Annotated in this window: 13 protein-coding genes; 6 read left to right on the forward strand and 7 right to left on the reverse strand. The window is 65.1% G+C overall.

What is annotated here, in order from left to right:
- Positions 1-95: 95 nt before the first annotated feature.
- Entirely contained in the window at positions 96-1,487 is a 1,392-nt protein-coding gene (locus tag IVB28_RS21375) for a M48 family metalloprotease (RefSeq protein WP_247529118.1), read from the reverse strand.
- Between the two features lie 134 nt (positions 1,488-1,621).
- Positions 1,622-2,389 carry a thermonuclease family protein gene (locus IVB28_RS21380; protein WP_247528840.1) on the reverse strand — a complete coding sequence of 256 codons (768 nt, stop codon included), beginning with the start codon at positions 2,387-2,389 and terminating at the stop codon, positions 1,622-1,624.
- Positions 2,390-2,746: 357 nt separating this feature from the next.
- Between IVB28_RS21380 and IVB28_RS21385 the strand changes: the two genes are divergently transcribed.
- The 4 genes from IVB28_RS21385 (at position 2,747) to IVB28_RS21400 (ending at position 7,904) form a co-directional block, all read left to right on the forward strand.
- On the forward strand, positions 2,747-3,952 hold the full coding sequence (locus IVB28_RS21385; RefSeq protein WP_247528841.1) for an ABC transporter substrate-binding protein: 1,206 nt from the start codon (positions 2,747-2,749) through the stop codon (positions 3,950-3,952).
- Positions 3,953-4,094: 142 nt separating this feature from the next.
- The gene (locus IVB28_RS21390; RefSeq protein ID WP_247528842.1) at positions 4,095-4,886 is read left to right on the forward strand and encodes an enoyl-CoA hydratase; all 792 of its coding nucleotides are present in this window, start codon (positions 4,095-4,097) and stop codon (positions 4,884-4,886) included.
- A 2-nt stretch (positions 4,887-4,888) separates the two neighbouring features.
- Positions 4,889-5,635 carry a hypothetical protein gene (locus tag IVB28_RS21395; protein WP_247529119.1) on the forward strand — a complete coding sequence of 249 codons (747 nt, stop codon included), beginning with the start codon at positions 4,889-4,891 and terminating at the stop codon, positions 5,633-5,635.
- A 154-nt stretch (positions 5,636-5,789) separates the two neighbouring features.
- Complete coding sequence (locus tag IVB28_RS21400; protein ID WP_247529120.1) at positions 5,790-7,904, forward strand: acetate--CoA ligase family protein; 2,115 nt, start codon at positions 5,790-5,792, stop codon at positions 7,902-7,904.
- A gap of 193 nt (positions 7,905-8,097) precedes the next feature.
- On the opposite strand, the gene IVB28_RS21405 is transcribed toward IVB28_RS21400, so the two are convergent.
- From IVB28_RS21405 to IVB28_RS21415, 3 genes are all read right to left on the reverse strand, one after another.
- Positions 8,098-8,910: an enoyl-CoA hydratase/isomerase family protein gene (locus IVB28_RS21405; RefSeq protein WP_247528843.1), complete on the reverse strand. Its 813-nt coding sequence runs from the start codon at positions 8,908-8,910 to the stop codon at positions 8,098-8,100.
- Positions 8,911-9,098: 188 nt separating this feature from the next.
- The gene (locus tag IVB28_RS21410) at positions 9,099-10,259 is read right to left on the reverse strand and encodes an acyl-CoA dehydrogenase family protein (protein ID WP_063198062.1); all 1,161 of its coding nucleotides are present in this window, start codon (positions 10,257-10,259) and stop codon (positions 9,099-9,101) included.
- Between the two features lie 16 nt (positions 10,260-10,275).
- Positions 10,276-11,340 carry an acyl-CoA dehydrogenase family protein gene (locus IVB28_RS21415; RefSeq protein WP_247528844.1) on the reverse strand — a complete coding sequence of 355 codons (1,065 nt, stop codon included), beginning with the start codon at positions 11,338-11,340 and terminating at the stop codon, positions 10,276-10,278.
- Between the two features lie 249 nt (positions 11,341-11,589).
- Between IVB28_RS21415 and IVB28_RS21420 the strand changes: the two genes are divergently transcribed.
- Entirely contained in the window at positions 11,590-12,375 is a 786-nt protein-coding gene (locus IVB28_RS21420) for an SDR family oxidoreductase (RefSeq protein WP_247528845.1), read from the forward strand.
- A 145-nt stretch (positions 12,376-12,520) separates the two neighbouring features.
- On the opposite strand, the gene IVB28_RS21425 is transcribed toward IVB28_RS21420, so the two are convergent.
- Both IVB28_RS21425 and IVB28_RS21430 read right to left on the reverse strand, forming a co-directional pair.
- Positions 12,521-12,793 carry a GlsB/YeaQ/YmgE family stress response membrane protein gene (locus tag IVB28_RS21425; RefSeq protein WP_174221543.1) on the reverse strand — a complete coding sequence of 91 codons (273 nt, stop codon included), beginning with the start codon at positions 12,791-12,793 and terminating at the stop codon, positions 12,521-12,523.
- 42 nt (positions 12,794-12,835) lie between these two features.
- On the reverse strand, positions 12,836-13,408 hold the full coding sequence (locus IVB28_RS21430) for a YidB family protein (RefSeq protein WP_247528846.1): 573 nt from the start codon (positions 13,406-13,408) through the stop codon (positions 12,836-12,838).
- Between the two features lie 162 nt (positions 13,409-13,570).
- Between IVB28_RS21430 and IVB28_RS21435 the strand changes: the two genes are divergently transcribed.
- Positions 13,571-14,572 (forward strand): 2-dehydropantoate 2-reductase, encoded by a 1,002-nt coding sequence (locus IVB28_RS21435; protein WP_247528847.1) that lies wholly within the window; start codon positions 13,571-13,573, stop codon positions 14,570-14,572.
- Positions 14,573-14,593 lie beyond the last annotated feature (21 nt).

The following is a 14,593-nucleotide window of genomic DNA, read 5'->3' on the forward strand; positions in this document are numbered from 1 at the left end:
GGCAAAGGCGCGCAAGCGCCGTGCCCACCATCTGTCGATGATTGAGAAGTGGTGCGCACGCTTCGCTTTGCCACCCTACGGCAGTCGGGCGCACGTCAATCCGCCACGACCTTCACGCGATCTCGCACCTTCACCTGCGCGTTGCGATCGAGCCCGTTCAGTATGCGAAAACGCTCGGCGGGGTGATCGACGCCGGCCATGCGATGGGACAGCGATTCCACGGTGTCGCCGGGTTGCACGGTGATGACTTTGATGCGCAGCGGGCGGGCGGCCTGGATCTCGTCGAGCGTCAGGCGGCGGAATGAATTGACGGTCTCGCGCGCGTTGCGCTCGCTCTCGGTCGATTTCTGCCGTGTCGCAAAGATGAAGCGATAGACGTCGCTGCCGAAGCGCAGCGCATAGACCTTGAACTGCCACTGGTCGCCCTTGGCGGTGGCGGACGCGGCCGGGAAGCCATTGATGGTGAGGTCCTCCGTCGAGGCCTTCTCGACGCCCTCCATCCAGCCGGAATTGAGGTAGTCGCCGAGCGACTGCTCGGCCGGCACGCGCACCACGTCAAAACGCATCGCCTGTGCGCCGCCCTCGCGCACGCCGATCACGGCCTGGGCGGTGTTGTCGAGCGTGAAATTGTCCGGCGACTGGAAGGTGAAGCCGAGCTTCGGATGCAGGAATCTGCGGCCGCGCACGAAACCTTCACTGGGGTCTTCGCCGTAGACGAGGTTGTCGATCGCAGCCAGATAGGTCTCGCGGTCGCGCTCTGCGCCCTCCGGGGCCGTATACTGCCGCGCAATGGTCTGCGCGTTCTGCACGCGCTCCGGCGTCGCCGGATGCGACGAGGTGAAATCCTGCGCGCGCGGATCGAGCGAGCTCTTGCCGGCCTTCAGCTCGCCATTGCGCTCCATCGCCGAGAGGAACCGTGCCGCACCGTAAGGGTCGAAATGCGCCTTGGCGGAAAGGCCGACGCCGATGCCGTCGGCCTCGAACTCCTGCTTGCGCGAAAAGCTCGCCATGGTGAGCTTGGTCTTGGCGAGCGCGAGCGCAGTGAGATCGGGATCGTTGCTCATGTCGGTGACGACGCGGGTGACGATCGCGGCCTGGCGGGCCTGGTCCTCGCGCATCGCGGCGTGCTTGGACAGCACATGCGCCATCTCGTGGCTGAGCACGGAGGACAATTCCGACGTGTCGCTCGCAAGCGCAAGAAGTCCGCGCGTGACATAGAGCTGGCCGTTCGGCAGCGCGAAGGCGTTTACCGCGCCGGAATTGAGGATGGTGACCTTGTAGCCCTGGTCGGGACGATCGGAGGCGGCGACAAGCCGGTCGACGGTCTTGCTGACGAGTGATTCGAGCCTGGGGTCGTCGTAGGTGCCGCCATAGCTCGCCAGAATGCGCTCGTGCTCCTTCTCGGTGGCGGGGGTCTGGGCGACGGCCGGCTTCGGCTTCGGCATCGCGGCCGTCGCCGGGACCGCCGCGGTCTGGAACCGGCCCATATCGCCGCAGCCCGCAAGCGCCGTGCCCAGCATGAGGCATAGCGCGGCCGGCGCCGCCCGCAGGCGGCGGCGTTCGTTGCGTACGTGCCGTTCTAGCACCCCATTCACGTCGCTTAACCCGTGCCTGGCCCTCGTTAGGGCCTTTCCCCTGTCGGCTCGCTTGCGCCCAGCAACTCGACCTGCCCTATGAGCCGCACATCGATCCGCGGCCCCGTATTCCCCTCGACCCAGCCCCGGACCCGAATACGTTTACTTTCCAAAGACTTAAGGGTGATTCCAGCGCTTTCAAACGCCGGTAGCGTGCGCTTTGAAATAGTCGCGGTAAAGCCCCGTGTCCAGTTGCGTCCGAAGTTGAGGTAGGTCATTGCCCCAGCTTGCCGGACCGACAGGACTTTGCCCTCGACCACCATAAAACGCCCGATCCCGGCCAAAATATCGTCCGGACTTTCCGCGTTTTTTATGGCCGACCGGTCAGCCCAGCTGCCCTTTTTTTGGCGCCGTGCTGCGGCTTCCGACGCCATCAGGGTGGCCGCGCAGTCCTTGTCCACGATCTCGGCGGAAACCATGGCCTCGCCCTGGGCGAGCAGCATGGCCTGCACTGAGGTATCGCTGTCGCGGATGAAGACCAGCGCGCCCTGGCGGCCGTAACGGTCGGGCGTGTCGTCGGTGCCGCGGAGTGTCACGTCGCGGCCGGCGAGCAGCGATGCCAGCGCCTGCTTCGTGGCCGTCGTCGGTTCGATTCCGGCGAGACGGATCTCGCGCCCGTCATCGAGGCGCACACTGCGCGCATCGACGATGGCCGCGACGCGGCCCTCGCCTTGGGACTCGAACTGGCATGGGCTCGCGAGGGCGGCGCTAGCGGTGGTCAAGAACGAGACGATGAGCTGAAGCAGGCGCGTCACGTGACCCGGACAGATTGCGTTGCACGTGAACCATAACTCAAGCGTGGCGGGTCGCGAAGAGGCTTCCACACACTCCGTCGTTGCGACGAGCGAAGCGACCAAGCACTCCAGACTGCGTCCGCGGAACGGATTCTGGATTGCTTCCGCCTTCGCTGAAATCCGGCAGACAAGTCGCTGCGCTCGCGATGACGTGGAAACATTCTCCGCGCCATTCCGCTTTGCGGAAAACCTGCGCGGCAATCGCGCGCTCGCGGCCCACCTCGCGCTTGCTGCGCTGTCGCGCATGCGGCATGATTGCGGCAACACCAATAACCAAGCCGCCATCAGAGTACGGCGCGATAAGGGAGATCGTTTTTCATGAAGCATGTTTTGTCGGGCATTTTTGCCGCCGCGTTTGCTCTCAGCGCCAGCGCCGTGCAGGCCGAGGACAAACCCCCGCTGAAAATCGGTGGCATCCTGGACATGTCGAGCCTCTATGCGGACATCACCGGCCCCGGCAGCGAGACCGCAGCCAAGATGGCTGTCGAGGATTTTGGCGGCGAGGTGCTCGGACGCAAGATCCAGGTGCTCGCGGCCGACCATCAAAACAAGGCCGATCTCTCCGCCAACATCGCCCGCGACATGCTCGACAACCAGGGCGTCGAGATGATCTACGACGTCGCTGCCTCCGCGACCGCACTTGCCGCCGGTGAGATCGCCAAGGCGCGCAACAAGATCGTCATCTTCAACGGTCCGGGCTCGATCCGTCTCAGCAACGAGGCCTGCGGTCCCTATACCGTGCACTACGTGTTCGACACGTTCGGCCAAGCCAACGTCACCGGCCTTGCCGCCGTGAAGTCGGGCCTCGACAGCTGGTACTTCCTCACCGCGGATTACGCCTTCGGCCAGGATCTGGAGAAGGACACTAGCAACGTCGTGACCAAGACCGGCGGCAAAGTGCTCGGCAGCGTGCGCCATCCGCTCAACACGTCGGATTTCTCGTCGTTCCTGCTTCAGGCCCAGGCATCGAAAGCCAAGGTGATTGGTCTTGCCAATGCCGGCGGCGACACCGTCAACGCCATCAAGCAAGGGGCGGAGTTCGGCATCATGAAGGGCGGGCAGAAGGTTTCGCCACTGCTCGTCTTCGTCACCGACATCGATTCGATCGGGCTCGAAACCGCGCAGGGCCTGCTGCTGGCGGAAGCATTCTACTGGGACCTGAACGACGACACCCGCGCTTTCTCGAAGCGCTTCCAGGAGCGCATGAAGCGCCCGCCGACCTCTGCGCAGGCCGGCGTCTATTCCTCGGTCACGCACTACCTAAAGGCCGTAAAGGCGGCAGGCACGACCGATGCGGCTGCCGTGATGAAGGTGATGAAGGAAACGCCGATCAACGACTTTTTTGCCAAGAACGGCAAGATCCGCGAGGACGGCCGCATGATCCACGACATGTATCTGTTCGAGGTGAAGAAGCCGTCGGAGTCCAAGGGCCGCTGGGACGATTACAAGCTGCTCGCCACCGTGCCCGGCAGCGAGGCTTTCCAGCCGCTGGAGCAGTCGCGCTGCCCGCTGGTGAAGAAGTGACGCCAAGCGTCATCCCAAGGCGCGGGTAAGCGCGAACTCTGGTGCGCAACGGTGCACTCGGGATCTCGAGGTTCCGGTTCTCGCTTCGCGAGCCCCGGAACGACGAGATACTCAACAACAAACAACAACAAGGAGACGCCCAATGAGCAACGACATGGTCCTGCAAGAGCTCGAAGGCGGGCTGCTCACCATCACGATGAACCGGCCGGAGCGAAAGAACGCGCTCAACCCCGAGATGGTCGCAGGATTGGTCGAGGCGGCGCGGCGCGCGGCTGACGATCCCGAGGTGCGGGCTGTGTTGTTCAAGGGCGCCGGCGGATCGTTCTGCGTCGGCGGCGACGTCAAGTCGATGGCGGCGGGCCGTGCGCCGCTGCCGTTCGAGGTGAAGATGGCGAACCTCCGCCGCGGCATGGAGGTCTCGCGTATCCTGCACCAGATGCCCAAACCCGTCGTGGCGCAGCTCGACGGTGCCGCCGCCGGCGCCGGCCTGTCGATGGCGCTGTCCTGCGATCTGCGCATCGCCAGCGAATCCTGCAAGATCACGACGGCGTTCGCCAAGGTCGGCTTCTCCGGCGATTACGGCGGGACTTATTTCCTGACCCAGCTGCTTGGCAGCGCGCGGGCGCGCGAGCTCTATCTGATGTCGCCGGTGCTCACCGCCAGGGAAGCACATGCAATCGGAATGGTGACCAAGGTCGTTCCCGATGCCGAGATCGATGCCGCCGCCCACGAGCTCGCGCTGTCGCTGGCGCAAGGGCCCTCCATCGCGCTCGGCTTCATCAAGCGCAACATCAACAATGCCGAGCATCTGGCGCTGGAAGATTGCTTCGACGGCGAGGCGATCCATCACACCCGCTGCGGCGACACCGAAGACCACAAGGAGGCCGCAAAGGCCTTCGTGGAGAAGCGCAAGCCGACCTTCAGGGGCGCATGACGATGACGCCCTATATGCGGCTGCGACAGATCTGCCTGATCGCACCGCAGCTCGCGCCTGTCGTCTCCGACATCGCGGAGATCATGGGTCTTGCTGTGTGCTACCGCGACGGCAATGTCTCGAAATATGGCCTGGAGAATGCACTGCTCCCGGTCGACACGATCTTGCTAGAGGTGGTCGCACCTTTCAAGGACGGCACCACGGCCGGTCGCTTCATCGAGAAGACCGGCGGCCGCGGCGGCTATATGGCGATCTTCTGCTGCAACGATCCCGACGAGCGCGGGCGCAACGCCAATGCGCTTGGTGTCCGCACCGCCAATATCATCGACCACGCGCCCTATCACGGCGTCCAGCTTCACCCCCGCGACTGCCGCGCTGCCTTCATCGAGTTCAACCATACCGAAGGCAGCGACGACATCTTGGGGCCGTATCCGCCGGCGGGGCCGGATTGGCAGCGATACATCCGCAAGGACGTGACGCAGGCGCTTGCTGGCGTGGAGATGCAGAGCCCGGATCCGGTGGGGCTTGCGGAGCATTGGGGCAAGATCACCGGTGTTGTGCCGAGCGGCGCCGAATTGAAGCTGCCGAATGCGACCTTCCGCTTCGTGAAGGGCGCCAGCGAAATCATGAGCGCGCTGGAATTCCGGGTTGTCGATGTCGCGCGCGTGCTGCATGCGGCCAAGGCCAAAGGGCTCGCGGTTGCCGGCAACGAGTTCCTGCTGGGCGGGGTAACGTTCCGCGTCAGTTGAGTTGTCGGCACATGTCTCACCGCATCGTCGTGCCCGGGCTTGTCCCGGGCATCCACGTTCTAGGGCTGGAGTGACGGTGTGAGAAGAGGCGTGGATGGCCGGGACAAGCCCGGCCAATACGGATAGAGTGATCGAAAAAGAGCAAGGGCTCGTCATGCCGCATCCGCTCGACAGCTTCTTCGCTCCCGCCAGCATCGCGCTGATCGGGGCCTCGCGCGATCATGAGAAGATCCCGGGCCGGCTCTTGTCGATGCTGCGCAAGAACGAATATCCGGGCAAGATCTACCCGGTGAACCCGAACTACACCGACATCGACGGGCTCGCCTGCTACAAATCGATCGCTGACATCGGCGCGCCGATCGACCTCGCTGTCATCATCATTCCGGCCCGCGCGGTGCTTCCCGCGCTCGAGCAATGCGCCGCCGCCGGCGTCAAGAACGCCGTCATCATCTCCTCCGGCTTTGCCGAGGAGGGCGGCGACAGTGCGGCGATGCAGGATGCGATCGCGGCGCTGGCAAGGCGCACCGGCATGCGGATTTCGGGTCCGAACGCCGAGGGTTTCTTCAGCCAGGTGCCGCGCGTGGCCGCGACGTTCAGTCCCGCGGTGGACGTCAAGCCGGGTGTGGTGCCGCTGGTCGCGACGACGCGTCGGATCGGCATCGTCGCGCAGAGCGGCGGCATCGGCTTTGCCTATTATCATCGCGCACGGGCGCTCGGCGTCGCCGTCAGCTATGTCGTCAGCGCCGGCAATGAATCCGATCTCGGCGCCGGCGAGTTCCTGGATTATCTGGTGCAGGATTCCTCGACCGACGTGATCCTGCTGTTCATCGAAGGCATCCGCGACGTCGACAAATTCCTGGCCGCTGCCGAGCGCGCTGCGGAGGTGAAGAAGCCGGTCATCGTGACAAAAGTCGGCCGCTCCGGGGCAGGCCGGCGCGCGGCGGCCTCGCATACCGCGAGCATGGCGGGCTGGTCGGCGGCCTATGATGCGGTGTTCGCAAGATACGGCTTCATTGTCTCCAACGATCTCGACGAGGCGCTGACGATTGCGGCGCTGCTTGCCAGCAATCCGCTGCCGAAGGGCGAGCGCGTTGCCGTCGTCACCGTCTCCGGCGGTGCCGGCATCTGGGGCGCCGATGCCGTGGCTCTGCAAGGCTTGCAGGTGCCGGAGCTTTCCGAGCCGATCCAGGCGGTGATCAGGCAGTTGATGCCGTCCTACGGCACGGCGCGCAACCCGATCGACGTGACCGCGCAGGGCGTCACCTCTGGCGGCCTGCAGAAGAGCGTCGACGTGCTCACCGCCTCGGACGAGGTCGATGGAATCCTTGTCGTGCTGTCGCTGTCGAGCGAGGTGCGCAAGCCATTCAAGGAAGAGGAATTGACGCCGGTGCTGTTAACGCAGCACAAGCCGGTGGTGTTCTATTCCTACACGGTGCCGTCCGACTTCGCGCGCCGTGAGCTCGCGAAATCCGGCGCCGTGGTGCTCACGGGCCTCGCCCATGTCGGCGTAGCGATGCGGCACCTCGTCGATTACGCCAGCTTCAAGCTGCCGTTTCCCGCGGACGCGGCGCGGCTGTCGGCGCGCGATCTTTCCCCGCATCTGAAGTCGCCGGTCCTGTCCGAGGCCGACAGCAAGTCGTTGCTCCGCACCGCCGGCATTGCGCTGCCGGATGAGGTGCTGGTGAGGGACAAGGGCGAGCTCGACGAGGCGGTCGCTCGCGTCGGCTTCCCGCTGGCGATGAAGATCCAGTCGCCTGAGATCGCTCACAAGAGCGAAGTCGGCGGCGTGCGCGTCGACATCACCACCAAGGGCGAAGCGTTTCTGGCATTTGAGGCGCTGCTGGACAATGCGCGCAAGCACCGGCCCGACGCGATCATTCAAGGCGTGCTGGTCGGCCCGATGGCGAAGCGCGGTATCGAAATCATCGTCGGCACCATGACCGACGAGACCTTCGGTCCCATGGTGATGGTGGGTCTCGGCGGCATCACCACAGAACTGTTCCGCGACGTCGTCTATCGCCCGGCGCCGGTTGGCGTGCAGGAGGCCAGCGCGATGCTGGCGGGCTTGAAAGCAGCGCCGCTCCTAAAGGGATTCCGTGGAGCGGCAAAGGCGGACGTGATGGCTCTATCGCAGCTGATCGCGGATATCTCACTGCTCGCCGCGCGGCACGCGAACGAGATCACGGAGATCGAGCTCAATCCGGTGCTGGTGCACTCGGAGGGGCAGGGCCTGACGATTGTCGACGCGCTGGTGGTGGGACGGAGATAGCCACAAACCCAACTGTCGTCCCGGGGCGCAAAGCGAAGCCGGGACGATAACTTCAGGGCGCGGTTTGTCGAAGATTCGTGGTGACGATCTGCGCGCCTAACTCCTCCCTGAGGTGATGGGTCCCCCCGCTTTCGCGGGGACGACAGCGGAGAGTGTGGCGAGGCCAGAGTGACACGGCGAAACGCTGCCGCGGTCACCTTCCCCTGAAATTCGCGGCGCGCCGCTCTTCCGTCGCCTTCACGCCTTCCTTGAAATCTTCCGTCGCGCGCAGGCGGGTCTGCTCGGCGAGCTCGTGATTGGTGGCGGCCATGACGCGGTCGGCGAGGCCGTTGCGCATCGTGGCGCGGGTGGAGAGCAGGCCGAGCGGCGAGCATTCGGCGATCTCGCCGGCGAGCTTCATGGCGGCCGCCTTGACCTGGTCCTGCGGCACCAGCTCGTTGGCGAGGCCCCATTTGTAAGCCTCCTCGCCCGTGACGCGGCGGCTGGTGTAGAACATCAGCTCGGCGTTGTTCTTGCCAATCAGCTCCGGCAGCGTCGTCGTCAGGCCGAAGCCGGGATGGAAGCCGAGCTTGGTGAAATTCGCGGAGAAGCGCGCCTCAGGGCACGTGACGCGGAAATCGGCGGAGACTGCGAGGCCCAATCCGCCACCGATGGCGGCGCCCTGCACCGCGGCGACGATCGGCTTCTTGGCGCGGAAGATGCGAACGGCTTGGATGTAGAGATGGTTGATCGCTCCGAGGCTGTCGGCGGGGTCGCCCTTCTTGTCGGCCTCACGCACCTCTTGCGCCTGCCGTGCCGGATCCTGGAAATTGGCGCCGGCGCAGAAGGCCTTGCCCTGTGCCGACAGCACTGAGGCGCGGATCTCGATGTCGCCATCGAATTCGTCGAGCGCGTCCGCGATCTGGTTGATCAGCGAAATGTCGAAGAAGTTCAGCGGCGGGCGGCGGATCTCGATGGAGCCGACATGCCCGACCTTCTCGACGCCGATATCTTTATAGGTGCTCATTTTAGTCTCCAGTATCTCAGTAGCGAAGAACCACCTCTCCCATTGGGCGAGGTCGATTTGCGCCAGCAAATCGGGTGAGGGGATCAGCTCTTTTGGGGGACCCCAACCCCTCACCCGGCGCTACGCGCCGACCTCTCCCGATGGGAGAGGTGGACGGAGCGCGAGGAGATAGGTCCGATCCCATCAGCTTACCGCAAACCAAGTCCGCGGGCGATGATGCCGCGCAGCACCTCGGTGGTGCCGCCCTGGATGGTGAGTTTCGGCGCGGTCTTGATGGCGAAATCGAGTTGCCGCTCCAGCGTCTCGCGGTTGGTCGCGGTCTCCTCGACGAAGGCGGCGAGATCGCGCACGCGGTGCGGAAGCTGCTGCTCCCAGACTGTGCCGATGTCCTTGACAATGGACGCCTCGACCACCGGCTCCTTGCCGGCCTCGAGCATGCCCGCGACCGAGACCGACATGCGGCGCATGGTGTGGAGCTGCGCGACGAGGCGCCCGATGCCTTCGGCGCTACGCGTATCCGGGTTGGGACCGACCGCGCGCACGAGCTCGGTCAGCACGTAATAGGTCTCGAGGAAACGCTCGGGGCCCGAGCGCTCATAGGCGAGCTCGCTTGTCGCCTGCTTCCAGGCGCCGTCGACCTCGCCGAGAACGTGATCGTCGGGCACGAAGAAGTCGGTGAAGACGACCTCGTTGAACTCGTACTGGCCGGTGATCTGGCCGATCGGGTTCACCTGGATGCCCGGCTGCTTCATCTTGACCAGAAACTGGGTCAGGCCGTGCCGGCGGTTTTCCTTGGTCGGCTGTGAGGTCCTGAAGATCGCGATCATGTAGTCGGCGATGTGGGCCGACGAGGTCCAGATCTTGGTGCCGTTGATGAGATAGCCGCCGTCGGTCTTGGTCGCGCGCGTCTTCGCGGCGAACAGATCCGAGCCGGAGTTCGGCTCGCTCATGCCGATCGCAAAACAGATCTCGCCGCGGCAGATCCGCGGCAGGATCTCCATCTTGATGTGCTCCGGCGCGTATTTGATCAGCACCGGCCCGCTCTGGCGGTCGGCGACGAAGAAGCGCCGCGTCGGCGCGTTGGCGACGCGCATCTCCTCGGTCACCACGTAGCGTTCGAGGAAGGAGCGCTCCTGGCCGCCATATTTCTTCGGCCAGGTCATCCCCAGCCAGCCCTTGGCGCCGACCCGGCGGGAGAATTCCGGCGCGTCGGTGTCTTCGCGGTTGGGCTTGTGCGGATCGAAAGTGCCGGCGGCGATTTCTTCGGCGAGGAAGGCGCGCACTTCCTTGCGCAATTGCTCGCACTTTTCGGGCAGGCGGATCGGATCGAAACGGAGCGCAGCGGTCATGTGTTTCTCTCCCTGATCAGCGCGACGCCACGAGCGGCCACAATTCGTCGGCGCCGCGATTGGCGACCAGCTTGCCGAGCTCGACGGCCCAGTAGCTCTCCGAACCGAAATCGTCGCGCCAGGCCAGCGCCCGCAGCGAATAGCGGTGCAGGATGTGCTCAAGGGTGAAGCCGATCGCGCCGTGCACCTGATGCGCAATTGCGCCGCCCTTTTCCGCGGCTTCCGCGCAGCGGATCTTTGCGGAGGCCGCTTCGAGATAGACCTCGTCGTCAAAGGCCTTGGCGTTCGCGATGGCGTCGGCGGCCGAGGTCGCAGCCGCAAGGGCCGCGGCGGATTCACCGGCGAGGCGCGCCAGATTGTGCTGCACCGCCTGGAATTTCGAGATCTTTTTCTCGAAGGCAACGCGCTCGTTGGAATAGCGCACTGAGATGTCGAGCATCGATTCCAGCGCGCCTGCGATCTGCAGGCTGCGCGCAACGCCGCCCATCAGCAGCATAGTGGTCTGGTCAAAGCCCTTCGGCGCGGCCTTGAGCGTGACCGGCTGGACCTTGTCGAGTGTCACGGTGTCGCTGTGGTCGTAGCCGACATTGAGCCCGGTCTCGATCCGCGCCTTGGCCGCGTCGAGCAGCGCGATCGAGACGCCATCCTTGCCATGTGCGAGCACCGCAAAATGCTTGGCCGCCTTCGCAAAGGGCACGCCGCGGGAGCGGCCGGAGAGCGAACCGTCGGCATCGAGGGTGATGCGATCCTTCGGCGATGCCGGCAGTACCGTCATCTCGCCTTCAGGGGATGCGATCTTCGCTTGCGCCAGCAGCCAGCCCGCCAGCATGGTCTCGGCCAGGGGAACCGAGACGGCGAAACGGCCGGCGGCGTTGAGCAGCGCAAAGCCGTCGGCAAGGCTCGCCCCGGAGCCGCCGAGATCATCGGGCACCCAGGACAAGGGCAGGCCGGCTTCGCTCAGCGCCTGCCACAGCGGCGCCTGCCAGGAATTCTTCTTGTCGTTGTTGATGGTTTGCGGATCGGCGAGATCGGCGAAGATCTTCTCCGCGGTCTCGACGACGATGTTGTCACTCTCCGCCACAGCGTTCCCCGTGTTTTGCCGTTGGCGCGTCCCGCCTCGCTGAGCGGGCGCGCAGGTCTTCTTGCGCCCGATGATCCGAAAAAGCCATGGCCGTGACAAGCGTTGATCGCAGGCCAACCTGCGGCGCCGGCATGGGCGCAAGAGCCGACAGGGGCAAATTCCGCTTAGCGGACTTTGCTCGATTTGCAGGGCGCGACAAACTCGCTAAACAAGGCGCGAAAGATCAGAGCCACGGGGAAGGAAATCAAGATGGCCAAGGACAATCTGTGCGCAATCGTGACGGGGTCGGCTTCCGGCCTGGGCGCAGCGACAGCGGAAATTCTCGCGCGCAGCGGGGCGCGGCTCGTCATCAACTATTCGTCGAGTAAGACCGAGGCCGAGGCCACTGCGGAAGTCTGCCGCAAGGCCGGCGCTGCGGAGGTGCTGGTCGCGCAGGGCGACGTTTCCAAGGACGATGATTGCCGCAAGATCGTCGCGGCAGCCAGCGGCTGGGGGCGGCTCGATATCCTCGTCAACAATGCCGGCACCACAAAACATGTGGCTCATGCCGATCTCGATGGGCTGTCGGCGGAAGATTTCCAGCGGGTCTATGGCGTCAACACCATCGGTCCGTTCCAGATGGTGCGCGCGGCGCGCAGCCTGCTCGAAGCCGGCGCGAAGGCTTCTGGGCGGCCCTCGGCGGTGGTCAACGTGTCCTCGGTCGCCGGCATCAGCGGCGTCGGCTCGTCGATCGCCTACGCCGCGAGCAAGGGCGCGCTCAACACCATGACGTTGTCGCTGTCGCGTGCGCTGGCGCCGCTGATCCGCGTCAACACCGTCTGCCCCGGCTATATCGACACGCCCTGGTTTACCAAGGGCCGCGGCGAAGCCGGCGCCAAACAGGTGCGCGACAGCGTTGTGGCGAAGGTGCCGCTGAAGGTCGCCTCATCAGCCGAGGACATCGCGCAGCTCGTCTGCTTCCTGGCGCTGCCGGCCTCCAGCAACATGACCGGCGAAGTCGTGCGCATGGATGCGGGGATGCATTTGATTACGTGATCGCGCGGCACACTCTCTCCACGTCATGGCCGGGCCTGACCCGGCCATCCACGTGTTACCTCGCGGATAGAAGAACTTGGATGCCCGGGACAAGCCCGGGCATGACAATTGGGAGGCAGTGCGCCTTCCTCGGACGCCTACGCCGTCACCCCTTGATCACGCCGCTCGCCACCAGCCGGTGCCAGATGAACAGCACCACCACTGCGCCAATCGTGGCCGTGATGAAGCCTGCACCCTGGTCGGGACTGTAGTGACCAATCGCCTGGCCGACGAAGGTCGCCAGAAACGCGCCGGCGATGCCGAGGATGGTGGTGAGGATGAAGCCGCTCGGGTTGTTCGGTCCCGGCGCCAGCCAGCGTGCGATGAGGCCGGCGACGAAGCCGACGACGATGATCCACAACAGGCCGCCCATGCTCATGAGTGTGCTCCCCTTCCCGAAAACGCGTCGATCGAAATTCGATTAAAGTCTGCCTGAGATCTCGTTCTCGGTCGGCAGCCGTCCGTCCGGCGTCAAATGGTCGATCGCCTGCGGCAAATACTGGCTGAGCCCGTTGAGCAATTCATCACGCGAAAGGCCGCTCTGAGCTGACAGGCTCTCGATCTGATCGGCGCCGAGTGCGCTGGCGAGATCGCCCGGCGCGATCGGCTTGTTCTCACCCTTGCCGACCCAGGAATTCGCGGTCTCGCCGTGGCCGCCCTGCTGAAGCTGGTTGAGGAGATCGCCGAGGCCGCCGCTGAGCACCGTTCCGGCCGCGCCGCCGGCGAGCAAGCCGCCGAGCCCGCCTTTGAGCAGGCCTCCGAGACCGCCAAGACCGCCGCTGTCCGCGTTCACCGGCGGAGGGGCGGGCGTTGGCGACGGTTGCGGTGCCGTGCCGGACTGATTTGTAGTCATGTGCTTGAACGCCTTCCAGGCGAGCAGGCCGAGCAGCGCCATGGTCATCGGCGACATGCCGCCGGAGGATTTTTCGGAGCTCGGCGCAGAGGGGCCGCGGGGGCCGTTCTGCATGCCGTTGAGGACGTCGAGTAGACCCATGGTGCTCTCCTTTGGCGTCTCGTCCGGCAACCGTTCGCCGATGACCGCCCCCGGGGCGAAAACATATGGGGCTCCCATGACGGTTACAAGGCGGACGCGCCGCGATTGGTTGCCGGCCTCGCCTCTGCTATCGAGGGCGGGTCGTTCAGAGAGCAAGGCGAGGTGATGACGGATCTACCGATCGTGCTGGCCGGCGCGGGTGCCATCGGCTGCTTCGTCGGCGGCATGCTGGCGGCCGCGGACCGCCGCGTCGCGCTGCTGGTGCGGCCGCGGATGAAGACCGAGATCGAGCGGTTCGGCCTGCGGCTGACCGGTTTCGACGGCTCCGAGAAGAAGCTCGGTGCGGGCGAGCTGGCGCTGTCGGAGGATCCTTCGATCTTCCACAGCGCCGGCATCGTGCTGGTCACCGTCAAGAGCGCCGACACCGCCGCTATCGCGGATCAGATCGCGCAGCATGCGCCCGAGGATGCCGTCATCGTCTCGCTTCAGAACGGCATCGGCAATGTCGCGGTGCTGCGCGAGCGGCTCGGCGGCCGCCGCGTGCTTGCCGGCATGGTGCCGTTCAACGTGATCGCGATGGGCGAGGGGCGCTTCCATCGCTCGACCTCCGGCGACATCCATATCGGCGAGGATGCCGAGAACACGGCCGCGGCGCTCTCGGTGCCCGGCCTTGCCATGCGCGCAAGCGGTGACATCACGGCCGTGCAATGGGGCAAGCTGATCATCAATCTGAACAACGCCCTGAGCGCACTGTCCGACATGCCCCTCGCGGCGCAACTCGGCAATCGCGACTGGCGCCGGCTGTTCGCGGACCAGATGGCCGAGGGGCTCGCCGCGTTGAGGGCCGCGGGCATCGCACCGGTCTCGGCGACGCCGATCCCGATGAACTGGACGCCGGCCTTGCTACGGCTGCCGGACATGATCTTCAACGCGATCCTGGGACGAACCATGAAGATCGATCCCGAGGCGCGCTCCTCGATGTGGCAGGACCTGAAACACGGCCGCAGGACCGAGATCGACTATCTCCAGGGCGCAGTCATCGCGCTCGCCGAGCAGAACCATATCGACGTGCCGCTGATGCGCCGCATTGTTGCGCTGATCAAGCAAGCCGAGGCGGCCGGCAACGGACCGCCGCGTCTGACGCCTCAGCAGATCCGGGGGTAGTGGTTGAGCACGATGGAGGAG

The sequence above is a fragment of the Bradyrhizobium sp. 199 genome, from assembly GCF_023073355.1.
Taxonomy (GTDB): Bacteria; Pseudomonadota; Alphaproteobacteria; order Rhizobiales; family Xanthobacteraceae; genus Bradyrhizobium.